This is a genomic window from Geodermatophilus bullaregiensis, from assembly GCF_016907675.1.
Taxonomy (GTDB): Bacteria; Actinomycetota; Actinomycetes; order Mycobacteriales; family Geodermatophilaceae; genus Geodermatophilus; species Geodermatophilus bullaregiensis.
Window position 1 is genome coordinate 382,561 of record NZ_JAFBCJ010000001.1, and the last position, 23,581, is coordinate 406,141.

The following is a 23,581-nucleotide window of genomic DNA, read 5'->3' on the forward strand; positions in this document are numbered from 1 at the left end:
CATGACCGACGACGCCCTCGAGGAGTTCCTCGCCGAGGACCCCGGCGGCCCCGTCATCATGCTCAACCTGCTCCGGTACGTCCCCGACACCGGACGGGCCGACTACCTGGCCTACATCGCCCACACCCAGACCATCAGCGGCCGCTACGGCACCGAACCCCTGTGCTGGGGCGACGGCAGGACGCCGTTGGTCGCCGCCGACGAGCAGGTGTGGGACAGCGTGCTGTTGGTCCGCTACCCCAGCAGGCAGGCCTTCGCCGACATGATGGGCGACCTCGCCCACCTGGCCGGGGCACACTTGCGCACCCGCGCCCTTGTCGCCGCGGTCCTGCAGCCCACCGACCAGCGTCTAGCTCGCCCCACACCGGCCGGCCCCGGGGAGGGCAACCCGTGACCGTTCTGTCCTGCCCACCGGCGGTCGCGCTGCTCAGGCGGCTGGTGCTCCTGGCCCAGGCCGTCTCGGCACCGGCGGTGACCGGGGCCATCGCGCCCAGCGGGCGGGCCCTGACCCGGGCGCTGGGCGCGCCCGTCGCCGAACGGGCCGGCGCCGACCTGCGCGTCCTGGAGGTCGGCGCCGGCAGCGGCCCGGTCACCCGGGCGTTGCTGGGGCTGCTGACGCCGGGCAGCCAGCTGGACGTGGTGGAGGCCAACGGTGCGTTCATCCCCGGCCTGACCGACCTGGCTCGCGCAGCCAGCACGCCGACGACCGTCCAGCACGCCCGCATCCAGGACGCGGTCCTGGACCCCGGTCACGACGTGATCGTCTCGGCGTTGCCGTTCGCCAACTTCGCCCTCGCCGACGTGCAAGCGATCGTCGACCGGTACCGGCAGCACACTGGACCCGGTGGGGTCATCACCTGGTTCGGCTACCGCGCCAGCCGCGCCGCCCGAGCCCTCACCGCCGGGCCGGCCGAAGCGGCACGGCACCGCGCCGTCCACGCGCACCTGGCCGGCTACGGGGGCAGCAGCACCACGGTGTGGGCCAACCTGCCTCCAGCTCGCGCGACCCGGCTGCGCCCCCACGGGACATCGCCTCGCGCGACGGACTGATCCGCAGCAACCCCGCGGCAGCAGTGAGACGGCCCGGCGTCGACGCAAGGACGCGCCGCACCTGACCGCGGAACAGGCGCATGCGCTCCTCGAGGCGAGCAGAGGCGACCGGCTGGAGACCTTGTTCCGATTGATGCTCGCCAACGGGCTGCGCCGCGGGGAAGCACTCGCCCTGCACTGGTCCGACGTCGACCTCAAAGCAGGACTGCTGCGAGTCCGCTGGACCCTCTCCCGGACCTCCCGGGGACTGCAGCTCGACGAACCAAAGACCGACAAGTCCCGCAGGACCGTGCCCCTCCCCCGCTCAGCCGTCGAGACGCTCCAGGCCTACCGAACCCGGCAACTGGAGGAACAGCGCACGGCCGTCGGAGCCTGCCAGGAGCACGGGCTGGTTTTCACCACCGAGGTCGGGACACCGCTCGAACCCCGCAACGTCCTACGGCGCTTCGAGGTCCTCGCGGAGCAAGGCGGCCTCCGCGGCGTCACCCCGCACACCCTTCGGCATTCCGCAGCGAGCTTCCTGCTGGCGGCCGGCACCTACACCAAGGTCGTCCAGGAACACCTGGGCCACTCGTCGTACGCCATCACGGCGGACATCTACAGCCACGTCGGCCCCGCCCAGCAGCGCGAGGCCGCCGACCGGCTCGACCAAGCGCTCCGCTGGTGACCGTTGCTGTCCCCAGGCCGCGTTGCTGTACGCGTTGCTGTAGTCGTGCAAGAGGCGGGCCGGCCCTCACGGCCGACCCGCCTCTGACCTGCGGTTCCACTGTCGGGCTGACAGGATTTGAACCTGCGACCCCTTGACCCCCAGTCAAGTGCGCTACCAAGCTGCGCTACAGCCCGAGCGCCGGGCGGCTCCCACCGCCCGATCGCTGCAGGAGCAGGCTACCGCACCCGCCTGCCGGCTCCGCCCGGTGGTCAACCGCCCGCCGGGACCCGGTCCTCGGCCGCCAGCACCTCGCGGAGCTTCCGGGCCACCGCGTCCACGTCCGCGGGCTGGCCGTACTCCGAGTCGAGGAAGCTGCCGTGGTCGCCGGGGAACACGACCGGCGTCGTCCCCAGCCGCTCGGCGACCGCCTCGCCCCCGCGGTGGGCCAGCTCCCCGGCGGACCCTTCTCCGACCGCGATCACGATCCGGCTGGACGCCGCCCGCAGTGCGTCGACGTCGTGCTCGTGGTGGGTGCAGGAGACGATGTTCTGCGCGAGCAGCACGTCGTCGCGGGAGCCGTCGTCGTCGGCGGGCAGTCCGAACGCCGCGGGGTCCGGGGTCGGCCCGAGGTCCGCGGGCACCGGGCCCCGGTGCATCACGAGCCGGATGAACTCGGCCATGCCGGCCCCGAAGCCCGAGCGCTGGTAGGTCTCGCGCACGCGCCGGGAGGCGGCCAGCGCCGTCTCCCGGTCGGGCACCAGCGCGGCCGCCGGCGGCTCGTGGGCCACCAGCGTGCGCACCTGCTCCGGGTGCCGTGCCACGAGCACCAGCGCGTTCACCGCTCCCCCGCTGCTGGCGAAGACGTCGACCGGCCCGGCGCCCAGCGCCGTGATCAGCCGGGACAGGTCGTCGGCGTGCTCCTCCGGCGTCGACTCGGCAGCACCGTCGGTGCGGCGGCTGCGGTCGGCGCCGCGCGGGTCGTAGGTGACCACCGTGCGGTCGGGGAAGTGCGCGGCCAGCGAGGCGAAGCCCGAGGCGCCCATCGGCGAGCCGACGAGCAGCAGCGGCGGCCCGTCACCCGGCCGGACGTCGTAGGTGACGACGGCGCCCGCCGTCTCCAGGGTGTGCGTCCGCGGTGCGGTCATCTCGGCCTCCAGGGGGTCGTGGGTCTCACGGGTGCAGACCGGTCCCGCAGCCCGGACTCATCGGGGCCGCCGCGGGCACCGGTGCACGCGCACCGGTGCCCGCGGACGACCTCGCGACCGGCTCCCGTCAGGGAACCGGCACCGCTGCGGGCTCGGGCAGCCCGGCCGGCCGGCCCGGGGTGAACAGCCAGGCGGTGAACAGGTCGTCGAGCTGCTGGCCGGACACCCCCTCGGCGAGCGCGATGAACTCCTCGGTGGTGCCCGTCTGACCGGCCTGGGAGGCGGCCCACGCACGCAGGACCCGGAAGAAGGAGTCGTCGCCCACCTGGTTGCGCAGCGCCTGCAGCGTCATCGCGCCGCGTTGGTAGACCGCCGGGTGGAACAGCTGGTCGGCGGCCGGGCCCGGGTCCCCGATGGTGACCTCCCAGAAGTCCGCCCCCAGGTCCTCCTCGGGCAGCGAGGCGAGGGAGTCGAAGACCTCCTGCGGGGTGCTGAGGCCCTCGCGCTCCAGCCACAACCACTCGGCGTAGGTGGCGAGGCCCTCGTTGAGCCAGATGTCCCGCCAGGCGTCGAGCCGGACCTAGTCGCCGTACCACTGGTGGGCCAGCTCGTGGACGACGACGCTCTCCGCGGTGACCGCGTCGGTGAAGAAGCTCGACGCGTACACCGGCCGGGTCTGCGTCTCCAGGGCGAACCCCAGGTCGGGCGCGTCGTCGACGATCGCGCCGGCGGCCGTGAACGGGTACGGCCCGAACCAGCCCGAGGCCGCCTCGATGACCTCCGGCTGCCGGGCGAGCGCCGCGTCGGCCACCGCACCGGCCGACGGTCCCTCCGTCTCCGGGTCGAGGTCGAGGGTGGCGAGGTCGGGGTCGACGGCGTCCCAGAAGGCGATGCCGCCGGCCTCGTACTCGCGCAGGTCGAACTCGCCGACCGCCAGCGTGACCAGGTAGGTGGCCATGGGCTCCTCGGCCGACCACGACCACGTCGTCCACCCGTCCGCGGTCCACGAGCCGGACAGCACCCCGTTGGAGACGCCCTCCAGACCCTCGGGGACGGTCACCGAGACGTCGATCGACGCGGCGTCCCTCGGGTGGTCGTTGGCGGGGAACCAGGTCGCCGCGCCGTGCGGCTGCCCGGCCACCACGGCGCCGTCGTCGGTGTGGAAGAAGCCCGAGCCGCCCAGCTCGTCCGTCAGCGTCTGGGGCACCCCGTCGTAGACCACCTCGACGGTGAACCGCCGGCCCTCGCGCAGGGGGTGGGCCGGCGTGACGACCAGCTCCTGGCCCTCCCACGTCCAGGTCGCCGCGCGCCCGCCCACGGTGACCGACCGGACCTCCAGGCCCTGGAAGTCGAGGTCGAAGCGCGACAGGGCCTGGGTCGCCTGCGCCGTGATGGTCGCCGTGCCGTCGAGGACGTCGGTGGCCGGGTCGTAGCGCAGGTCCAGCCGGTAGTGGCGGACGTCGTAGCCGCCGTTGCCGTCGAGCGGGTAGTACGGGTCCCCGATGCCCGGCGCCCCCGGTTGCGGGTCGGCCCGCCCTCCGCCCTCCGCCACGGCGGTGCCGGCGCTCATCGCCACCAGCACCCCTGCCGTCGTCACCACTACCAGCCTTCGGCGCATCGCTGCCCCCGTCCGTGGGTCGGAACCGTTTCAGAACCCGGGCAGTCAAGCGGTGCTGTGAGCACGCTGGGAAGTTGCTGTGAGCACCGGTCGGGTCGGCGGCCGCCGCTCCCGGCCAGTCGCCGCGGGCGGCTACGCCCGGTCCGGGAGCCGCTCGTCAGCCCCGCTTGCGCTCGCTCCCCCGGCCCTCGCGGACCTTCACCGAGATGTCGAGCGGCGTCCCGCCGAAGCCCCACCGCTCGCGGAGCTTGCGCTCGAGGAACCGCCGGTAGCCGGCCTCGAGGAAGCCGGTGGAGAAGACGACGAACCGCGGCGGCCGGACGTCCGCCTGCGTCACGTACTTGATCTTCGGCGCGCGCCCGCCGCGGGCCGGCGGCGGGGTCTCCATGACCAGCTGGCGGACGTAGGCGTTGAGCTCCGCCGTCGGCACCCGGGTCTCCCAGGAGGCCAGCGCGGCCCGCAGGTGGTCGGCGAGCTTGCCGACGCCGCGGCCGCTGGTCGCCGAGATGTTCACCCGGCTCGCCCACCTCACCCGGGCGAGGTCGCGCTCGATCTCCCGCTCCAGCTGGGCGTGCCGGTCCTCGTCGATCGCGTCCCACTTGTTGAACGCGATGACCAGCGCGCGGCCGGCCTCGATCACCTGGGTGATCACCCGCTGGTCCTGCTCGCTGATCACCTCGTCGGCGGCCAGCAGGACGACGGCGACCTCGGCGGCCTGGATCGCGGCCTCGGTGCGCAGGCTGGCGTAGTACTCCGTGCCGCTGGCGGTGTTCACCTTGCGGCGCAGGCCCGCGGTGTCGACGAACCGCCACTCCTCGCCGCCGAGGGTGATGATCGAGTCGACCGGGTCGACGGTGGTGCCGGCGACGGAGTCGACGACGGAGCGCTCTTCCTTGGCCAGCCGGTTGAGCAGGCTCGACTTGCCCACGTTGGGCCGGCCGACCAGCGCCACCCGGCGCGGGCCGACCTCCTCCGGCTCCCCGCGCGGCGCCTCGGGAAGCGCGTCCAGGACGAGGTCGAGCAGGTCGCCGGAGCCCCGGCCGTGCAGCGCGCTGACCGGCTGCGGCTCCCCCAGGCCCAGCGACCACAGCTCGGCGGCGTTGGACTCGCTGCGCTCGTCGTCGACCTTGTTGGCGACGACGATCACCGGCCGGTCGCTGCGGCGCAGGATGCGCGCGGCGGCCAGGTCGGTGTCGGTGGCCCCGACCTGGCTGTCGACGACCAGCACGATGACGTCGGCCGTGCGCATCGCGTACTCGGCCTGCCGGCTGATCGACGCGCCCAGGCCCTCGGCCTTGGGGTCCCACCCGCCGGTGTCGGTGACGGTGAACCGCCGGCCGTTCCACAGCGCCTCGTAGGAGATGCGGTCGCGGGTGACGCCCGGGACGTCCTGCACCACCGCCGCCCGCCGGCCCAGCACCCGGTTGACCAGCGTCGACTTGCCCACGTTGGGCCGCCCGACGACCGCCACCACCGGCAGCGGACCGCCGGTGCCCTCCTCGCTCATGCGTCCACCCCTCGCGCCCCGGTCGCCGTGAGCGCCAGCTCGACCACCCGGTCGACGACGCCCTCCCGGTCCAGGTCGGTGCTGTCCACGATCACCGCGTCCGCGGCCGGCCGCAGCGGGCTGTCCGCGCGGCTGCTGTCGTACTCGTCCCGGCGGCGCAGGTCGGCGGCCAGCTCGGCCACCTCGTCGGGGGTGGTGAGGCCGAGCTGCGCCGCCCGGCGCTCGGCGCGCGCCTCGGGCGCGGCGGTCAGGTAGACCTTCACGGTCGCGTCGGGCAGCACCACGGTGCCGATGTCACGGCCCTCGACGACGACGGCGTCGGCCGCGGCCACCAGCGACCGCTGCTGGTCGACCAGCTGCCGGCGCACCGCGGGTACCGCCGACACCGAGGAGACGTTGCGGGTGACCTCGGCGCCGCGGATGCGCACCGCGACGTCGGTGCCGTCGACCTCCACCCGCTCGGTGTCGGCCGCCGTCCCCACCTCGATGCGCGCGCCGGCCACCACCCGGGCCACCGCCTCGGCGTCCTCGGGGTCGACCCCGGCGTCGAGCACCGCGACCGTGGCCGCGCGGTACATGGCGCCGGTGTCGAGGTAGGCCGCGCCGAGGCGGGTCGCCACCGCGCGCGCGACGCTGGACTTGCCCGTCCCCGACGGCCCGTCGAGCGTCACCTGACCCACGAAGCCGCTCACTGCGCGATGTCCCGTCGCAGCGCCACGGCACCCCGCAGGTAGACGTGCTGGATCTCCGCCCGCGGCTTCTCGGTCTCCACGTGCGCCATCAGCCGCAGGACCCGGGGCAGCGCGTGCGGCACCGAGATCTCGGTCGCGCACATCAGCGGCACGTCGCCCATGCCCAGCTCGCGCGCGGCGAGCGCCGGGAACTCCGAGACGAGGTCGGGGGTCGCGGTGAACAGGATGCTGATGATGTGGTCGTGGTCGAGGCCGTTGCGCTCGACCACCGTGTTCACCAGCTCGCGCGTGGCCTCGAGCACCTGGTCGCGGTCGTCGGCGTCCACCTGTGTCGCGCCCCGGATGGCCCGTACGGCCATGCACCCCTCCTCGGTCGGTCCCGGCTCCCGGATCGGGGCGCCCGGTCGAGTCTAGGTTCCACCCGCCACCGCCCTCCGCCGCCCGCGACGCCCACCCGGGTGCCCGAGCGCTGCACGGCCGCCGGCCGGGTCTCCCCTCACTGCTCCTCGCGGACGGAGGACGACGACCGCGCCGCCGGAAATCCAGGAACTTGGGGATAACGGCACGGCGTGGCGGCTCGGCACCGCCCCGGCTCACAGCGGGCGGATGCCCCAGGTGGACGTCGTCGACTCCCCCGGCGCCAGCCGGCGCACCGCCTCGCCGCTGCGGAACGCGTCCGGCGGGCAGGTCATGGGCTCGACCGCCAGCCCCTGCCGCCGGCGGGACGCCGGCTCGACGACGTCGGCGCTGAACAGCTGCAGGTAGCGGTAGGAGGCGTCCATCCAGACGGCGGCGCCGTGCCCGTCCGGGCCGGTCAGCCGGACCTCGGCGACGCCGTCGGCGTCGCGCGCCAGGTCGGTGAAGCAGTCGTCGAGCCGCAGGTCCCCGAGGCGCCGGCCCGCCCGCAGGTCGTACGGCGTCCCCTCGACCGGCTCGGTGCCCACGGGCAGCAGCCGCTCGTCGGGGACGATGCGGGTGGCCGCCGGCACGGTGAGCTCGTCGCCGTCGAGCAGCCCGCTGGGCGAGGCCAGGTAGGGGTGGTGGCCCTCGCCGTAGGGCAGGTCGGCGTCGCCCTCGTTGGTGGCCGTCGTGCTCACCCGCAGCCCGCCGGTCGAGAGCTCGTACCCGACCTGCAGCCGCAGGCTGAACGGGTACCCCGGCTGCGGGTGCAGCAGGTGCTCGAGGACGACGGCGTCGTCGCTGCGGCCGAGCACCCGCCAGGCGGCGTACCGGACCAGCCCGTGCAGCGCCGCGCCCCGCTCCGGCTCGGTCACCGGTGTGACGTGCCCGGTGCCGTCCCAGGACCACACGCCGTCGCGCAGCCGGTTCGGCCAGGGGGCGAGCACCTGCCCGCGGCAGTCGGCCGCCATCTCGCCGGGACCGAAGCCGTCGACCACGTCGCGGCCGCCGGCCCGGTAGGTGCGCAGCCCGCCGCCGACCTCGACGACGACGGCCTCGGCGTCCCCCGCGCGCAGGACGTGCTGCTCGCCCGTGGGCGGCAGGCTCACCCGAGCCGCTCCCCGTCGGCGGTGGAGAACAGGTGCACGTGACCGGTCACCGGGCGGACGTGCAGCGAGTCGCCCTTCATCGGCGGACGGCGGCCGTCGACCCGCACCGTCACCGTGTGCCGCTGCCTGTCGAGGTCGGCGTGCCCGTACACGTAGGCGTCGGCGCCGAGCTCCTCGACGACGTCGACCTCCACGGGCAGGCCGTGCTCGGCGAGCTGCAGGTCCTCGGGGCGGACGCCGAGCACCACCCGGTCGCCGGCGCGGCCGAGCAGCTCCCGCTCCACCGGGTGGACGGCGTCGCCGAGGCGCACCCCGCCGTCGACGACGGGCAGCTCGACGAGGTTCATCGCCGGCGACCCGATGAAACCCGCGACGAACACGTTGCGCGGCCGGTCGTAGAGCTCGCGCGGCCGGCCCGCCTGCATGAGCAGCCCGTCCTTGAGCACCGCGACCCGGTCGCCCATGGTCATGGCCTCGACCTGGTCGTGGGTGACGTAGACGGTGGTGATGCCCAACCGGCGCTGCAGGGCGGCGATCTGGGTGCGGGTCTGCACGCGCAGCTTGGCGTCGAGGTTGGACAGCGGCTCGTCCATGAGGAACACCTGCGGCTGGCGGACGATCGCCCGGCCCATCGCCACCCGCTGCCGCTGACCGCCCGAGAGCGCCTTCGGCTTGCGGTCGAGGTACTGCTCGAGGTCGAGCAGCCGGGCGGCCTCGCGCACCCGCTCGGCGGCCTCGGCCTTGCCGACCTTGGCCATCCGCAGCGCGAAGCCCATGTTGTCCGCGACGGTCATGTGCGGGTAGAGCGCGTAGTTCTGGAAGACCATCGCGATGTCGCGGTCCTTGGCCGCCACGTCGGTGACGTCGCGGTCGCCGATGAGGATGCGGCCGCCGTCGACGTCCTCCAGGCCGGCGAGCATCCGCAGCGACGTGGACTTGCCGCACCCGGACGGGCCGACGAGGACGAGGAACTCGCCGTCCTCGACCTGCAGGTCCAGCGCGTCGACGGCGGGCCGCTCGGCGCCGGGGTAGACGCGGGTCGCCGAGTCGTAGGTGACGGTGGCCATGGACTTCTCCTCAGGGGTGTCGGCGGCGGTGCCGGCAGGTGGTCAGGTGCCGGACGCCCGGAGGCGGCCGGCGGTGAGGTCGCGGACCTCGGCGTAGCGCTCACGGACGGCCGGCGTCGGGTCGGCCTCGTAGGTCTCGGTGCTGGTGGCCGGCCACACCGGCGGGGTGTCACCGCCGGCGAGCACCCACGCGGCCTGCCGGGCCGCGCCGTCGGCGACGTACTCCCCCGGCGGCGGCACCAGCACGGGGACGCCGAGGACCGCCGGCGCCAGCCGGCGCACGGCCTCCGAGCGGGCGCCGCCGCCGACCAGGAGGACCCGGCGCACCGGGTTGCCCTGGGCGGCGATCGCCTCCAGCCCGTCGGCCAGCCCGCACAGCAGCCCCTCGACGGCGGCGCGGGCCAGGTGCGCGGGGTCGCTCGTGGCCAGGGTCAGCCCGTGCACCGCGCCGGTCGACGTCGGCCGGTCCGGGGTGCGCTCGCCCTCCAGGTAGGGCACCAGCACCAGGCCGCCGGCCCCGGCCGGCGCGGTGAGCGCCAGCCGGGACAGGTCCGCGTGGTCGACCCCGAGCAGCCGCGCGGTCGCGTCGAGGACGCGTGCGGCGTTGAGGGTGACGACCAGCGGCAGGAAGTTGCCGGTGGCGTCGGCGAACCCGGCGACGGTGCCCGACGGGTCGGCACTCGGTGTGGTGGAGACGGTGGACACCACCCCGGAGGTGCCGATGGACAGGACGACGTCGCCGGGCTCGGCGTTGATGCCCAGCGCGGCCGCGGCGTTGTCGCCGGTGCCGGGCCCGAGCACGGCGCCGCCGTCGGCGGCCACCCCGGCCTGCTCCGCGGGGCCGAGCACGCGGGGCAGGACCGGGGTGCGGCCGAAGGCCCGCTCGAGCAGGTCGGGCCGGTAGGCCTCCTCCGCCGGCGACCAGTAGCCGGTGCCGCTGGCGTCGCCGCGGTCGGTGACCAGGGCGTCGAGGCCGGGACTCCCGGCCAGCACCCAGGTCAGCCAGTCGTGCGGGAGGCAGACCGCCGCCGTCCGCTCCGCGTTGGCCGGCTCGTGCTCGGCCAGCCAGCGCAGCTTGGTGACGGTGAACGACGCGACCGGCACCAGCCCGACCGCCTCGGCCCACGCCCGCCGGCCGGCCCCGCCCTCGCCGAGCTCGGCGGTCAGGTCCGTCGCCGCCTGCGCGGAACGGGTGTCGTTCCACAGCAGCGCGTCGCGCACGACGCGGCCGTCCTCGTCGAGGCAGACCATCCCGTGCTGCTGCCCGCCGACGGCGACCGCGGCGACGTCGGCGAGGCCACCGGCCTCCTCGACCGCCGTCCGCAGCGCCGCCTCCCAGGCGGCCGGGTCGACCTCGGTGCCGTCGGGGTGCGGCGCCCGGCCCTCGCGGACCAGGGCGCCGGTCTCGGCGTCCCGCACCACGACCTTGCACGACTGGGTCGACGAGTCGACCCCGGCCACCAGCGTCATGTCAGCGCGCGCCGAGCAGGTGCTCGAGCACCAGCTGGTCGACGCGCACGACGCCGGCGCCGCGCCGGGCGACGGTCTCGGCGTCGAAGTCCTCGAACGCCGAGCGGTCGGCCAGCAGGTCCTCGAAGGTCTCGCCCTCGGCCAGGGTCGGCTGGCGGAGCTCGGGCACCCGCGCGGCGGCCAGCGCCTCCTGCACCTCGGGGTCGGCGCGGAAGGCCGCGGCCCGCTCCTTGAGCAGCAGGTAGGTGCGCATGTTCGCCGCCGCTGAGCGCCACACGCCGTCCATGTCCTCGGTGCGCAGCGGCTTGTAGTCGAAGTGGCGGGGGCCGTCGTAGGCCGGGCCGCCCTGCGGGCCGCCGTTCTCCAGCAGGTCGACGGTGCTGAAGGCCTGCAGCAGGTCGCCGTGGCCGAACACCAGGTCCTGGTCGAACTTGGGCCCGTGCTGGCCGTTGAGGTCGATGTGGAACAGCTTGCCCAGCCAGATCGCCTCGGCGATGCCGTGGGTGAAGTTGAGGTTCGACATCTGCTCGTGGCCGACCTCGGGGTTGATACCGACGAGGTGCGCGTGCTCGAGCTTGGAGATGAAGGCGATGGCGTGCCCGACGGTGGGCAGGAAGATGTCGCCGCGGGGCTCGTTGGGCTTGGGCTCGAGCGCGAAGCGCAGGCCGTAGCCGCGGGCCTCGGAGTAGGCGGCCAGGGTGTCGATCGCCTCGGCGTAGCGGTCCAGGGCGGCGATGAGGTCCTTGGCGGTGTCGACCTCGGTGCCCTCGCGGCCGCCCCACAGCACGTAGGTCTGCGCGCCGAGCTCCGCGGCGAGGTCCATGTTGCGCATGACCTTGCGCATCGCGTACCGGCGGACCTCGCGGTCGTTGGCGGTGAGCCCGCCCTCCTTGAACACCGGGTGGGTGAACAGGTTGGTGGTCACCATCGGCACGACCAGGCCGGTCTCGTCCAGCGCGGTGCGGAAGCGCTTGATGTGCTCGTCCCGCGCGGGGGTGTCGCTGCCGAAGGGGATCACGTCGTCGTCGTGGAAGGTGACGCCGTAGGCGCCCATCTCGGCCAGCCGGTGCACCGACTCGACGACGTCGACGGCCGAGCGGCTCGCCTCGCCGAACGGGTCGCGGCCCGGCCAGCCGACCGTCCAGAGACCAAAGGTGAACTTGTCCTCGCGGGTGGGCTGAGGTGTCGACACGGGGGTTCCTCTCGTGGGTGGTGTGGTGCGGGTGGAGCGGGAGCCTGGGGTCAGTGGAGGGAGACGGCCGTCCAGGAGACCGGGGGCAGGCCGACCCGGAGCCTGCCCCCGATCAAAGCCGCTCGGGTGGTCGGCCGCAGCCGGACCCGGTCCGGCCGGTCGGTCGTGTTCGCCGCGTGCGGGTCCGGGTCGGAGAGTGTCAGTGCCTCCTCGATGGTGCTCATCCCGAGCGCTGCGACGTCGACGGTGACCTCCGCCTCCTCCGTCTGCGAGCGGTTCACGAGGAACAGCGCGGCCGCGCCGGCGTCGACCGTGGCCGCGGCGTCGACGACGGGCACCTCGCCGTGCTCGGCGGTGTCGTAGCCGGGGCAGTCGACGCCCACGTGGAGGGCGACGCCGCGCGCCAGGCGGGCGGTGGTCGCGAACGGGAAGAACGTCGACCTGCGCCACGCCGGTCCCTGCGGCTCGGCCGCGATCGGGGCGATCACGTTGACGAGCTGGGCCATCGAGGCGCTCGTCACCCGGTCCGCGTGGCGGATCAGCGACATCAGGAGGTTCCCCACGACGACGCCGTCCGCCACGGTGTAGGGCTCCTCGCTGATGGGTGGCGCGAGGGGCCAGTCGTCGATGCGCTTCGCGAGGCCCGCCGGTACCCGGGACACGTACCAGACGTTCCACTCGTCGAAGGAGACGTCGATCGTCTTCGGGCTCCTGCGCACGGCCTTCACGTGGTCGGCGGTGGCGACGACCGTCTCGATGGAGCGGTCCATGTCCGTCGCGGAGGCGAGGAAGGAGCCGAGGTCGCCGTCCTTCTCCTCGTAGTAGGCGTGGCAGGAGATGAAGTCGACGTCGTCGTAGGCGTGGGTGAGGACGGCCCGCTCCCACTCACCGAAGGTCGGCATGGCCGCGCCCGACGAGCCGCAGGCGACGAGCTCGAGGTCCGGATCGAGCCGGCGCATGGCCTTCGCGGTCCGGGCGGCGAGCTTCCCGTAGTCCTCGGCGGACAGCTGCCCGAGCTGCCACGGGCCGTCCATCTCGTTGCCGAGGCACCACATCCGCACGTCGAACGGCTGCGGCCGTCCGTTGCGGATCCGCTGGTCCGCGAGCGTCGTGCCGGAGGGCACGTTCGCGTACTCGAGCAGGTCGAGCGCTTCCGGCGTGCCGCGGGTGCCGAGGTTCACCGCCAGCATGAGCTCGGCGCCGACCTTCTCCAGCCACGAGGCGAACTCGTGCAGCCCGACCTCGTTGGTCTCCGTGCTGTGCCAGGCGAGGTCGAGCCGGACGGGGCGGTCCTCGCGCGGCCCGACGCCGTCCTCCCACCGGAAGCCGGAGACGAAGTTCCCGCCGGGGTACCGGACCGTCGTCACCCCCAGCTCCCTGACGAGGTCGATGACGTCCCGGCGGAAGCCGTCCTCGTCCGCCGCGGGATGCCCCGGCTCGTAGATGCCGCCGTACACGCCGCGTCCCATGTGCTCGACGAAGGCGCCGAAGAGCCGGCGGGACACCGGACCCACCGGTCGTGCCGGGTCGACGGTGAGGGAAGCGTGCAGCATCAGACCTCCTGCACCGGCGGTCCGGACCGCTCGGCGGACGCGGTCGGGAGGGCAGGAGGCGCCCCGAGCCGGCTGCGGAGCCAGGCCAGCTGCGCGCGCTGCTGGTGCGCCTCCCCGCCCTCGTGGTCGTTGAACGGGTAGACCTCGATCTCCTTGGGTCCGCCGTACGCGTGGTACGCCGCGAAGACGGTCGACGGCGGGCAGGTCTCGTCCATGAGGGCGACGGAGAACAGCGCCGGCGCGGACGACCGGCGGCCGAGGACCGCGCCGTCGAAGTAGGCGAGCGTCCGGAAGACGCGGTCCACGCGGTCGCGGTGCGCCTTGAGGTACCGCACGACCTCGGCGTACGGGTCGCCGCCGGCGATGCGCGTGGCCCGGGGGAAGTCGCACAGGAACGGCACGTCGGGCAGGACCGCCCGCACCCCGGGGGCGAGCGCCGAGACGGCCAGCGCGATGCCGCCGCCCTGGCTGACGCCGGTCACCGCGACCCGGTCGCCGTCGACCTCCGGGTGGCCGCGCAGCACCTCGAGGGCTCTCGTGGCGTCGGTGTAGACCCGCCGGTAGTAGTACTCCTGCGGGGACAGCACGCCGCGGGTCAGGAACCCCGGCTGGGCGGCTGCGGAGCCCACCGGGTCGCCGGTGTCCCCCACGGTCCAGCCGCTGCCCTGCCCGCGGGTGTCGACGACGAGGTGCGCGAAGCCCGCCGACGCCCAGAGGACGTGCTCGTGGGGCAGGCCCCGTCCGCCGTTGTAGCCCTGGTACTGGACGACCCCGGGCAGCGGGCCCTCGCCCCGCAGTGCGCGGGCAGGCAGGTGCAGCCAGGCCCGCACCGGGGAGCCGCCGAAGCCGGCGAAGGACACGTCCTGGGTCTCGACGGTCACCAGGCCGGTGTCGACCGGTGCGCACGACACGTCCAGCGGCCGCTCGGCCGCCTCGGCCAGGGTCGCCGCCCAGAAGTCCCAGAGGTCGTCCGGGGCCGGGAGCTCCGGGCGGTAGCGCCGGAGCTCCTCCAGCGGGAGGTCGGTCTGCGGCATCAGGCGGGGGCCCCCGGCTCGACGACGGTCCCGGAGTGCAGCACCCGCTCGAACCCGACCGTGCGGCGGCTGCCCGTGAGGGTGGACCGCAGCACCTCCCGCACGTCGGCGCTGGAGGCACCCACCCGCAGCTCCACCTCACCCGGCTCGACGACCCGCCTGCCGTCGCGCCCGGGGAAGGACGTGAGGTCGGCGTGCAGGGTGAACCGCACGGTGGCGGCGGACCCCGCCGCGAGGTCGACCCGCCGGGCGGCGACGAGCGCCTGCACCGGCCGGACCACCTCGGCCGCGACGTCGTGCAGGTAGACCTGCACGACCTCGGTGACCTCGCGGTCGGTGTCGTTGCGGAGCTCGACCTCCAGCTCGGTGGTCCCGTCGGTGCCCCACTCGGGTCCGCTGACCGACCGGACGCCCGCCCAGGTCGCCGAGCCGTACCCCAGCCCGTGACCGAACGGGAACAGCGGGGTCGGGTCCACCACGCTGACGTCGCTGCGCCGGCCCAGGGTCGCCGCGAGGTAGGTCCCGGGCTGGCTGCTGTCCGCGCGGGGGAAGCTCACCGGCAGCCGGCCCGACGGGCTCACCCGCCCGCTGAGGACGTCGGCGATCGCGGGACCGCCCTCCTCCCCGGGGAAGAAGCCGCACACCACCGCGGCGAGCCGGTCGACCTGCCGGGAGAGCTCGTACGGGCGGCCGGCGAGCAGCACGAGCACGACCGGGGTGCCCGTCGCGAGCAGGGCCTCGAGCAGCTCCTCCTGGCGGCCGGGGAGCCGGAGGTCCACGGCGTCGCAGCCCTCCCCCGAGGTGCCGTTGCCGAACAGGCCCGCCATGTCGCCGAGGACGGCGACGCACACGTCGGCGTCGGCCGCGGCTCGCGCGGCGGCCGCGATCCCCTCGTCGTCGCCGCCCAGCACCGGGCAGCCCTCCGCGACGACGACGTCGAACGCCTCCGGGGCTCCCCTGAGCGCGTCGGCGAGCGTCGGGATGTCGACGCCCACGGGCACGTCCGGGTGGTGCACGCCGACGTGCATCGGGAACGAGTAGCAGCCGAGCATCGCCTGGGCGGTGTCGGCGCGGGGACCGACCACCGCCAGGCGCAGCCCGGGCCGCAGCGGCAGCGTCCCGTCGTTGGCGAGCAGCACGACCGAGCGGCGGGCGAGCTCCCCGGCGACGGCGCGGGACTCCTCGGAGTCCAGGCTCACCGCGCCGTCGAGGACCGCCGGCGGGTCCGGCGACCAGTCCGGGTCGAGCAGGCCGAGCTCGCACTTCTGCAGCAGGACCCGGCGCAGCGCCCGGTCCACCAGGCCCTCGTCCACGGCTCCGTCGCGCACCGCCTCGACCAGCGGCCGGCCGTAGCAGTTCACGGTCGGCAGCTCCACGTCGATCCCCGCCTGCAGGGCACGCGCGGCCGCCTCCGCCGGCGAGGCCGCCACGCCGTGCAGGGTCTGGAGGAAGGCGATCGAGAAGTAGTCGGCGACGACGGTGCCGGTGAACCCGTAGGTCTCCCGCAGCAGGGACGTGAGCAGCGCCGGGTCCGCCGCGGCGGGCACGCCGTCGACGTCGGTGTAGGAGTTCATCACCGACCGGGCGCCTGCCCGCAGGGCCATCTCGAACGGCGGGAGGAACACGTCGGCGATCTCCCGGGGGCCGGCGGAGACCGGCGCGAGGTTGCGCCCCGCCCGGGAGCCGGAGTAGCCGACGAAGTGCTTGAGGGTCGCCACGACGCCGCTGGACTCCAGGCCGCGGACGTAGGCGCTGCCGATCGTGCCCACGAGGTGCGGGTCCTCGCCCATGGTCTCCTCGACCCGTCCCCAGCGCAGGTCGCGGGCGACGTCGAGGACCGGGGCGAGCCCCTGGTGGACGCCGAGCCGGCGCATGCCCTCCCCGATGAGCGCGCCCATCCGCTCCACCAGGTCCGGGTCGAAGCTGGCCGCCCAGCACAGGGGCGAGGGGAAGACGGTCGCCGTCCACGCCGCGAGACCCGTGAGGCACTCCTCGTGCACCAGCGCGGGGATCCCGAAGCGGCCCGCGGCCACGATCTGCCGCTGGCTCTCCGCCAGGCCCTTGGCTCCCACGAACGGGTCGACGGGCGCGGTCCCGAACGGCCGGGTCAGCTGCCCCAGCCCGCGGCGGATCAGCTCGTCCCAGTCCACCGGCGCCGCGGCCATGTCGTGCTGGTGCGGGGCCACCTCGCCCTCGGTCTCGTCGATGCCCACCCACACGCCGTACAGCTGGGCGATCTTCTCCTCCAGCGTCATGCGGGAGACGAGGTCTGCGACCCGGTCCTCCGCGGGGACGGCGGGGTCCCGCCACGGCGCCTGTCCGGTGTCCCTGCCGGTCTCGTCGTTGGTGCTCATGCCCTCGGGAGTCCGTCCCATCTCGTCGTCGCGATCGCGGTGGCCGGCGTCGCCGGCGGTGCTGGGGAGTCGGTGCAGCGGTCAGGCCAGGGTGACCTCCGGCAGCGGCTGGTCGCGCCGCAGCGCCCAGGACCCGGAGCCGTCCCCCGCCGACACCAGGTAGTCGCCGGCCCATCCGCGCACCGACACCCGGCCCTCGCCGTCGGTCCGCAGCCGGGTCGGCGCGAGCCACCACTCCCCCTTGACCAGGCCCCGGAGGGCGTCGTAGGCCGGCTTGGGACTGCCGTCGGCGCGCACCAGGCCCGAGGGGGCGCCGAGCCAGGCCCCCCGGTCGGTGATGCCCCAGTACGTCACGGCCTGCACCGCGAGGTGCGACAGCAGCGTCCGGTAGTGGCGGACGACGTCGTCGGCCTGCCGCTCCTCGCCCTCGGGCGTCGAGGGCCACTCGTCGACCCGGTGGTCGTTGAGGTCCACGATCTCCGGCGGCATCAGGTCCCCGGACACCAGGGTCGTCTCGGTCCAGTGCAGCGGGAGGCCGTAGCGGGCGAACCGCTCCAGGACCTCCACCGTCCGCTCCTCGCCCCAGTAACCCTGGTGCATGTGGCTCTGCAGACCGATCGCGTCGACCTGCACCCCGGCCTCGAGGACGCCCTCGACGAGGCACTCGTAGGCCGTCGACAGGTTGAAGTCGTTCAGGACCAGCGTGGTCGCGGGGTTCGCCGCGCGCGCCTCCTCGAAGGCCAGGCGGACGGTCGGGATGCGACCGATGTGGCGGCACAGCCGGGTGATCGCGTTCTGCTCGTCCTCGTTGGCGAAGACCGGCATGATCACGACCTCGTTGATCGCGTCCCAGGTGTCGACCAGCCCCGCGAAGGACGCGACCTCCCGCCGGACCCGCGCCCGCACGATCTCCTCGACGTCGGCGTCGGGGTGCTCCCGCAGCCAGTCCGGGGCCAGCGTGTGCCAGACCAGCGGGTGACCCTTGACGGACACGCCCCGGTCGCGGAACCACGCTGCCGCGGCCTGCAGGCGGCGGGTGTCGGGCCGCCCCTGCACCGGCTCGAAGCCGGCCCAGTAGAACGGGAGGGTGGCGGTGTTGAACAGGTCGAGCCAGAGGTCCTCGAGCCGTTCGGCCGCCGCCGGGTCGGCTCCGCCGAAGACGTTCTCGCGGGACCCGTCCCGCTCCCCGTTGGCCAGCCCCACGAAGTCGAAGCCGGTGTTGCCGAAGGAGAAGTCGTGCCGCACCTGCTGGACCAGCACGTCCCTGTCGGCGCAGGGCGAGCCGTCGGCGAAGCGCACGGTCAGCGTGCCGTCGATGCACCGGCCGGCGTCGGTGGATGTGGAGCAGGTCACCCCGAAATCGTTATCGACAACGATTGACAGCGCAAGCCCTTGCTGCCACCTTCTTCGAATGTGTTCCACGCCACGGCGGCGTGCGGAAGGACGAAGGGGTCAGACATGCGGCGTTCGGGGCGAGCAGCTCTCTCGGTGCTGTGCAGCAGTGCGGTGCTGCTGACGGCCACTGCCTGCGGCGGTGGTGGTGACAGCAGCGCCTCGGGAGGCGACGACGACACGATCACCTGGTGGCACAACTCGAACAACGAGCCCGGCCGGGGTTACTACGAGCAGGTGGCCGCGGACTTCGAGGCCGCGAACCCCGGCGTCGAGGTCGAGGTCGTCGCCATGGCGCACGAGGACATGGTGGACAAGCTGGAGGCCGCCTTCCAGAGCGGCGACGTGCCGGACGTCTACATGGAGCGCGGCGGCGGTGAGCTCGCCGACCACGTGGAGGCCGGCCTGGTCCGCGACCTGTCCGAGGACGCGTCGGAGGAGATCGACGAGATCGGCGGCTCCGCGGCCGGCTGGCAGGTCGAGGGCCAGACCTACGCGCTGCCGTTCTCCGTCGGCGTCGTCGGCTTCTGGTACAACACCGAGCTCTTCCAGCAGGCGGGCATCACGACACCACCGGCCACGATGGAGGAGCTGACCTCCGCGATCGAGGCCCTGAAGGGCGCCGGCATCACGCCGATCTCGCTCGGCGCGGGCGACAAGTGGCCTGCCGCCCACTACTGGTACTACGCAGCGGTGCGCGCGTGCTCCGAGGACGTGCTGACCGACGCGGTCACCAGCCTCGACTTCTCCGACCCGTGCTTCGTCCAGGCGGGCGAGGAGGTCCAGGCGCTGATCGACACCGAACCCTTCAACCCCGGCTTCCTGACGACGCCGGCGCAGGAGGGTGCCACGTCGGCCTCCGGCCTGCTCGCGACCGGGCAGGTCGCGATGGAGCTGACCGGCCACTGGGAGCCCGGCGTCATGCAGGGCCTCACCGAGGACGGCCAGGGCCTGGGCGACAGGACCGGCTGGTTCCCGTTCCCGGCGGTCGAGGGCGGCGAGGGTGACCCCCAGGCCCAGCTCGGTGGTGGCGACGCGTGGGCCGTCGCGCAGGAGGCTCCGGACGCGGCGGTCGACCTCGTGAAGTACCTGCTCTCCGACGAGGTGCAGCAGGGCTTCGCCGGGAACGACATGGGTCTCCCGACGATCCCGGCCGCCGCTGGCTCCGTCTCCGACCCGGCGCTCGCCCAGCTGCTCGAGGTCCGTGACGCGGCGCCGTACGTCCAGCTGTACTTCGACACCGCGTTCGGGGCGTCCGTCGGTGGTGCGATGAACGACGCGATCGCGCTGCAGTTCGCGGGCGAGGCGACGCCGCAGGACATCGTGGACCAGACCCAGCAGGCCGCCGACCAGGAGCAGTGATCCGACGATGACCTCCCAGGGCGCCGTGACGGCGGCAGACCCGGGGGCAGCGGTCACCCGGCGCGCGGACGCGCGCCGGGTGACCGGCCGTTCCGGTCGTGGGACCGGCCGCCCCGGTCGTGACAGGGGCCGCAAGCGCCTGGAGATCCTCTTCTTCGTGGCGCCGGCCCTGGCGCTGATGGCGATCTTCGTCGTCTACCCGGTCTTCTCCGCAGCCAGGATGTCGTTCTACCGCTGGAAGGGCTTCGGCCCGATGGTGGACTTCGTCGGGCTCCAGAACTACGTCCGCGTGCTGGCCGACGACGTCTTCACCGACGCGGTCGTGCACAACTTCGTCATCGTCTTCGCGTCGATCCTCGTGCAGCTGCCGCTGGGTCTGGCGCTGGCGCTGCTGCTCAACCGCCGCATCAGGGGGCGAGGCCTGCTGCGGACGATCATCTTCGTCCCGTACGTGCTGGCCGAGGTGATCGCCGGCGTCGTGTGGTTCCAGCTGCTGCAGCCCCGGTCCGGCCTCCTCGAGACCATGCTGACGTCGGTGGGGTTCCCGGTCCCCGAGCAGGGCTTCCTCGGCACCCCCGACCTGGCCCTGGCCACGGTCTTCGTCGTGCTCACGTGGAAGTACCTCGGCCTGGCCGTGCTCCTCTTCCTGGCCGGGCTGCAGGGGGTCCCCGACGAGCTCCACGAAGCCGCGCAGCTCGACGGCGCCTCGTGGTGGCAGGCCCAGCGCCGCATCGCGATCCCGCTGCTCGCGCCCACGATCAGGACCTGGTGCTTCCTGTCCATGATCGGTTCCCTGCAGCTGTTCGACATGGTCTGGATCCTCACCGGTGGGGGTCCCGCGAACGCGACGACGACGATGGCGACCTACCTGGTCAGCCAGGGCACGCAGCGGAGCAACTTCGGGATCGCCGGAGCCGCGTCGGTCGTGCTGTTCCTGATCGGCTTCGCGCTGGCCGTCGCGTACCAGTTCCTGGTGCTGCGCCGCGACACGGAGGCGGACACGTGACCCCGGTGGACGAGACACGCGAGAGGAGGGCCCGGTGATGGCCCGACGGGCGATGACGTACGGGCGGGGTGGCCCGCTGGTCTACCTGGTGGCGCTCGCGGTCGTCGCGCTCACGCTGGGGCCGGTGCTCTACGGCGCGCTCGGCGGCTTCCGCAGCAACGAGCAGCTGGCGCGCGACCCCGCCGCGCTCCCCGACCCGTGGCTGCTGCGGAACTACGAGGGCGTCCTCGGCAACCCGGACTTCTGGCAGTACGCGCTGAACTCGACGGCCATCGCCCTCATCACCACGGCGGTGGCGGTGCTCGCGGGCGTGATGGCCGCCTACCCCCTGGCGCGCTACCAGTTCAGGTTCCGGGAACCGCTGTTCCTGGTGTTCGTCCTGGGGCTGCTCTTCCCGGCGGCCGTGGCGATCGTCCCGCTGTTCATCCTCGTGACGCGCGACCTGCAGCTCGGCAACACCTGGTGGGGGGTCGCACTGCCACAGGCGGCGTTCGCGCTGCCGACGACGGTCGTGATCCTGCGGCCCTTCCTGATGGCGCTGCCCAAGGAGGTCGAGGAGGCGGCCATGATCGACGGCGCCTCCCGGATCGGCATCTTCTGGCGGATCGCGCTGCCCCTGTCGATGCCCGGGCTGGTCACGGTCGGCGTCCTCGCCTTCGTCGCGTCCTGGAACGCCTACCTCCTCCCGCTGCTCCTGCTCCAGGGCGAGATGCGCACCCTGCCGCTGGGCGTGGCGGACTTCTCGACCGAGCACTCGGCCGACACCGCGGGGGTGCTGGCGTTCACGACCATCGCGATGATCCCGGCGCTGGTGCTGTTCCTGGCCATGCAGCGGCGCATCGTGGGCGGGCTCCAGGGGGCGGTCAAGGGCTGAGCCGGGCTCCCGCGCCCGGAGCCGTGCGGACCGGCTCCAGCCCGGGCCCTCCGTCGCCGATGTCCTGGACAGCGCCGCCCCCTCCCCTGGCACTCTGACCACCGAGGGCCCGACCGAGAAGAGGTTGACCCATGGAACTGGACGCCCCGAGAGACGACGCCGTCGTCCCCGGCCTGCTCGTGGGTCCGGGCGACGGGACCCCCGACGGGCAGCCTCCCGTGCCGTCCCTCCGTGGCCGGGTGACGATGCAGCAGGTGGCCGCGGAGGCCGGCGTCTCGATCTCCACCGTGTCGAAGGTCATCAACGGGCGGTACGGCGTGTCCGCCGAGACCGTCGGCCACGTCACCCAGGTCATCGACCGGCTCGGCTACGAGGCGAGCCTCGTCGCGCGCAGCCTGCGCAACCGTCGCACCAACGTCATCGGCGTCCTCGTCATGGACTTCGAGCCCTTCAGCACCGAGGTCCTCAAGGGGGTGGCCGACGCCGTCCACGGCTCCGGCTACGAACTGATCGCCTACTCCGCCGGCGGGCACGTCGAGGCGCACGTGGGGTGGGAGCGCCGCTCGCTGACCCGGTTGATGGCGACCCTCGTCGACGGTGCCGTGCTCGTCACGCCGACCGTGACGGACGTGCAGGCCGACGGACCGGTGGTGGCGGTCGATCCGCACACCGGTCCGTCGCGGCTGCCCTCGGTGACCGCGGACAACCTCCAGGGCGCCCGGGTCGGCGTGGAGCACCTGCTCGCGTCCGGGCACACCCGGATCGGCATGATCACCGGACGGTCGGACCTGCTGTCCGCGCAGCAGCGCGAGCAGGGCTACCGCGATGCGCTGGTGGCGGCGGGACTGCCCGTGGACGAGACGCTGGTGCGGTCCGGCGGCTTCGATCCGGAGATGGCACGCGAGGCGGCGCGCGAGCTGCTCTCGCACCCCGAGCCGCCGACCGCGGTCTTCGCGGCCAACGACCTCTCGGCGCTGGCGACCCTGGAGGTCGCGACCGAGCTCGGCCTCGACGTGCCGCGGCAGCTCTCGGTCGTGGGCTTCGACAACATCCCGGAGTCCGCGCTCGCCGAGCCCCCGCTGACCACGGTGCAGCAGCCGATCCGGCGGATGGGCAAGGAGGCCGCGGAGATGCTCCTGGCCCTCATCTCCGACGGAGAGGTCCCCGATCAGCACCGCACGCTGACGACCTCCTTCGTCCTGCGGGCGTCCACCGCCCCGCCGGGGCAGGCGTCCTGACCGAGCCGGGGTCCTCCTTCAGAGGCCGACGAGCTCCTCGAGCGCCCCGACCTCCTGCCGGGTCAGCCGGCGGATCGAGCCGCTGCGCATCCGCTGCAGCTGCACGGGGCCGACGGCGGTGCGGGTCAGCCGCGACACCGGCAGGCCGACGGCGGCCAGCAGCCGGCGCACGATGTGCTTGCGGCCCTCGTGCAGCACGACCTCGACCACCGACTGCCCCGCGTGGGTGTCGACGACCTTGAAGGAGTCGACCTTGACCGGGCCGTCCTCGAGCTCGATGCCCGCGCGCAGCCGGCGGTGCACCTCGCGGGACACCGAGCCCGACACCTGCGCCAGGTAGGTCTTCTTGACCCCGTAGGAGGGGTGGGCCAGCCGGTGGGCCAGCTCGCCGTCGTTGGTGACCAGCAGCAGGCCCTCGGTGTCCTGGTCGAGCCGGCCGACGTGCACCAGCCCGGGCGCGAGGTCGCCGACCATGTCGCCGATCGTGGGCCGGTCGCGGTCGTCGCTCATCGCGGTGAGCACGCCGGGGGGCTTGTTGATCGCGTAGGTGACGCGGTCGTCGCGCAGCTCGATCCGCCGCCCGTCGACGGCGATCTTGTCGGTGGCCGGGTCGACCCGCATGCCCTGGACCGCCACGGTCCTGCCGTTCACGCTGATCCGGCCGCGGTCGATCATCTCCTCGCAGACGCGGCGGGAGCCGACGCCGGCGCGGGCGAGCACCTTCTGCAGCCGCTCCCCCTCACGCTCCGCGGGCGTGGCGGCGGTCCCGCGGTCGGCGGGGTGGGCCGGGGCGAGGTCCATGTCCTCCGACCAGCCCTCACCGCCTGGGGTGCCGGGGAGCTCGTCGGGGTGCGGTGCGGTGGTCATCGC

21 protein-coding genes, 1 tRNA gene and 1 pseudogene are annotated in these 23,581 nt (G+C 73.9%); 7 read left to right on the plus strand and 16 right to left on the minus strand.

All coding sequences use genetic code 11. The annotated features are described in order from the left end of the window. The first annotated feature begins 1 nt into the window (after position 1). From JOD57_RS01710 to JOD57_RS25025, 3 genes are all read left to right on the plus strand, one after another. Positions 2-394, plus strand: a complete 393-nt coding sequence (locus JOD57_RS01710) for a hypothetical protein (RefSeq protein ID WP_204690327.1) — start codon at positions 2-4, stop codon at positions 392-394. Then, a complete protein-coding gene (locus JOD57_RS25020) occupies positions 391-1,050 on the plus strand; it encodes a class I SAM-dependent methyltransferase (protein ID WP_239568050.1) in 660 nt (219 codons plus the stop codon). Before JOD57_RS01710 ends, JOD57_RS25020 begins: the two co-directional genes overlap by 4 nt. A gap of 61 nt (positions 1,051-1,111) precedes the next feature. Next, positions 1,112-1,717 carry a site-specific integrase gene (locus JOD57_RS25025; protein ID WP_275582164.1) on the plus strand — a complete coding sequence of 202 codons (606 nt, stop codon included), beginning with the start codon at positions 1,112-1,114 and terminating at the stop codon, positions 1,715-1,717. Positions 1,718-1,819: 102 nt separating this feature from the next. Here JOD57_RS25025 and JOD57_RS01720 read toward each other — a convergent pair. The 15 genes and pseudogenes from JOD57_RS01720 to JOD57_RS01790 form a co-directional block, all read right to left on the minus strand. Continuing rightward, positions 1,820-1,893: transfer RNA gene (locus JOD57_RS01720), tRNA-Pro, on the minus strand. Positions 1,894-1,968: 75 nt separating this feature from the next. Then, the gene (locus tag JOD57_RS01725) at positions 1,969-2,844 is read right to left on the minus strand and encodes an alpha/beta fold hydrolase (RefSeq protein ID WP_204690329.1); all 876 of its coding nucleotides are present in this window, start codon (positions 2,842-2,844) and stop codon (positions 1,969-1,971) included. Positions 2,845-2,971: 127 nt separating this feature from the next. After that, positions 2,972-3,412: pseudogene (locus JOD57_RS01730) on the minus strand (M1 family aminopeptidase); the annotation flags it as partial. A gap of 12 nt (positions 3,413-3,424) precedes the next feature. Then, positions 3,425-4,441: a M1 family metallopeptidase gene (locus JOD57_RS01735; protein WP_204690330.1), complete on the minus strand. Its 1,017-nt coding sequence runs from the start codon at positions 4,439-4,441 to the stop codon at positions 3,425-3,427. Between the two features lie 178 nt (positions 4,442-4,619). Continuing rightward, positions 4,620-5,969: a ribosome biogenesis GTPase Der gene (der, locus tag JOD57_RS01740; RefSeq protein WP_204690331.1), complete on the minus strand. Its 1,350-nt coding sequence runs from the start codon at positions 5,967-5,969 to the stop codon at positions 4,620-4,622. Next, a complete protein-coding gene (gene cmk / locus JOD57_RS01745; protein ID WP_204690332.1) occupies positions 5,966-6,661 on the minus strand; it encodes a (d)CMP kinase in 696 nt (231 codons plus the stop codon). Before cmk ends, der begins: the two co-directional genes overlap by 4 nt. Next, on the minus strand, positions 6,658-7,020 hold the full coding sequence (gene aroH, locus JOD57_RS01750) for a chorismate mutase (protein WP_204690333.1): 363 nt from the start codon (positions 7,018-7,020) through the stop codon (positions 6,658-6,660). Before aroH ends, cmk begins: the two co-directional genes overlap by 4 nt. Before the next feature lie 234 nt (positions 7,021-7,254). Further along, complete coding sequence (locus JOD57_RS01755; RefSeq protein ID WP_204690334.1) at positions 7,255-8,169, minus strand: aldose 1-epimerase family protein; 915 nt, start codon at positions 8,167-8,169, stop codon at positions 7,255-7,257. Further along, positions 8,166-9,236, minus strand: a complete 1,071-nt coding sequence (locus JOD57_RS01760) for an ABC transporter ATP-binding protein (protein WP_204690335.1) — start codon at positions 9,234-9,236, stop codon at positions 8,166-8,168. Before JOD57_RS01760 ends, JOD57_RS01755 begins: the two co-directional genes overlap by 4 nt. 42 nt (positions 9,237-9,278) lie before the next feature. Next, positions 9,279-10,706 carry a xylulokinase gene (xylB, locus tag JOD57_RS01765; RefSeq protein ID WP_204690336.1) on the minus strand — a complete coding sequence of 476 codons (1,428 nt, stop codon included), beginning with the start codon at positions 10,704-10,706 and terminating at the stop codon, positions 9,279-9,281. A gap of 1 nt (position 10,707) precedes the next feature. Next, positions 10,708-11,898: a xylose isomerase gene (xylA, locus tag JOD57_RS01770; protein WP_204690337.1), complete on the minus strand. Its 1,191-nt coding sequence runs from the start codon at positions 11,896-11,898 to the stop codon at positions 10,708-10,710. Positions 11,899-11,948: 50 nt separating this feature from the next. Next, positions 11,949-13,451, minus strand: coding sequence for an arabinosylfuranosidase ArfA (arfA, locus tag JOD57_RS01775; protein ID WP_204690338.1), 1,503 nt, complete (start codon positions 13,449-13,451; stop codon positions 11,949-11,951). Next, positions 13,451-14,485, minus strand: coding sequence for an acetylxylan esterase (locus tag JOD57_RS01780; protein WP_204690339.1), 1,035 nt, complete (start codon positions 14,483-14,485; stop codon positions 13,451-13,453). Before JOD57_RS01780 ends, arfA begins: the two co-directional genes overlap by 1 nt. After that, positions 14,485-16,839 (minus strand): beta-xylosidase/alpha-l-arabinosidase, encoded by a 2,355-nt coding sequence (locus tag JOD57_RS01785; protein ID WP_204690340.1) that lies wholly within the window; start codon positions 16,837-16,839, stop codon positions 14,485-14,487. Before JOD57_RS01785 ends, JOD57_RS01780 begins: the two co-directional genes overlap by 1 nt. 81 nt (positions 16,840-16,920) lie before the next feature. Beyond that, the gene (locus tag JOD57_RS01790; protein ID WP_204690341.1) at positions 16,921-18,192 is read right to left on the minus strand and encodes an endo-1,4-beta-xylanase; all 1,272 of its coding nucleotides are present in this window, start codon (positions 18,190-18,192) and stop codon (positions 16,921-16,923) included. 135 nt (positions 18,193-18,327) lie between these two features. On the opposite strand from JOD57_RS01790, the gene JOD57_RS01795 reads away from it, so the two are divergent. From JOD57_RS01795 to JOD57_RS01810, 4 genes are all read left to right on the plus strand, one after another. Continuing rightward, positions 18,328-19,593 carry an extracellular solute-binding protein gene (locus JOD57_RS01795; RefSeq protein WP_204690342.1) on the plus strand — a complete coding sequence of 422 codons (1,266 nt, stop codon included), beginning with the start codon at positions 18,328-18,330 and terminating at the stop codon, positions 19,591-19,593. A gap of 7 nt (positions 19,594-19,600) precedes the next feature. Beyond that, a complete protein-coding gene (locus JOD57_RS01800) occupies positions 19,601-20,599 on the plus strand; it encodes a carbohydrate ABC transporter permease (protein WP_204690343.1) in 999 nt (332 codons plus the stop codon). Between the two features lie 37 nt (positions 20,600-20,636). Then, a complete protein-coding gene (locus tag JOD57_RS01805) occupies positions 20,637-21,473 on the plus strand; it encodes a carbohydrate ABC transporter permease (protein ID WP_204690344.1) in 837 nt (278 codons plus the stop codon). A 131-nt stretch (positions 21,474-21,604) separates the two neighbouring features. Continuing rightward, on the plus strand, positions 21,605-22,711 hold the full coding sequence (locus JOD57_RS01810) for a LacI family DNA-binding transcriptional regulator (protein WP_204690345.1): 1,107 nt from the start codon (positions 21,605-21,607) through the stop codon (positions 22,709-22,711). Between the two features lie 18 nt (positions 22,712-22,729). Here the strand turns inward: JOD57_RS01810 and JOD57_RS01815 are convergent, their stop codons facing one another. Then, positions 22,730-23,578 (minus strand): pseudouridine synthase, encoded by an 849-nt coding sequence (locus JOD57_RS01815; protein ID WP_204690346.1) that lies wholly within the window; start codon positions 23,576-23,578, stop codon positions 22,730-22,732. Positions 23,579-23,581 lie beyond the last annotated feature (3 nt).

Coding starts and splice junctions, on each gene's coding strand:
- JOD57_RS01710 (WP_204690327.1), top strand. CDS start 2: ATGACCGACGACGCCCTCGAGGAGTTCCTCGCCGAGGACCCCGGCGGC.
- JOD57_RS01725 (WP_204690329.1), bottom strand. CDS start 2,844: ATGACCGCACCGCGGACGCACACCCTGGAGACGGCGGGCGCCGTCGTC.
- der (WP_204690331.1), bottom strand. CDS start 5,969: ATGAGCGAGGAGGGCACCGGCGGTCCGCTGCCGGTGGTGGCGGTCGTC.
- aroH (WP_204690333.1), bottom strand. CDS start 7,020: ATGGCCGTACGGGCCATCCGGGGCGCGACACAGGTGGACGCCGACGAC.
- JOD57_RS01760 (WP_204690335.1), bottom strand. CDS start 9,236: ATGGCCACCGTCACCTACGACTCGGCGACCCGCGTCTACCCCGGCGCC.
- xylB (WP_204690336.1), bottom strand. CDS start 10,706: ATGACGCTGGTGGCCGGGGTCGACTCGTCGACCCAGTCGTGCAAGGTC.
- arfA (WP_204690338.1), bottom strand. CDS start 13,451: ATGCTGCACGCTTCCCTCACCGTCGACCCGGCACGACCGGTGGGTCCG.
- JOD57_RS01780 (WP_204690339.1), bottom strand. CDS start 14,485: ATGCCGCAGACCGACCTCCCGCTGGAGGAGCTCCGGCGCTACCGCCCG.
- JOD57_RS01785 (WP_204690340.1), bottom strand. CDS start 16,839: ATGAGCACCAACGACGAGACCGGCAGGGACACCGGACAGGCGCCGTGG.
- JOD57_RS01800 (WP_204690343.1), top strand. CDS start 19,601: ATGACCTCCCAGGGCGCCGTGACGGCGGCAGACCCGGGGGCAGCGGTC.
- JOD57_RS01805 (WP_204690344.1), top strand. CDS start 20,637: ATGGCCCGACGGGCGATGACGTACGGGCGGGGTGGCCCGCTGGTCTAC.
- JOD57_RS01810 (WP_204690345.1), top strand. CDS start 21,605: ATGGAACTGGACGCCCCGAGAGACGACGCCGTCGTCCCCGGCCTGCTC.
- JOD57_RS01815 (WP_204690346.1), bottom strand. CDS start 23,578: ATGACCACCGCACCGCACCCCGACGAGCTCCCCGGCACCCCAGGCGGT.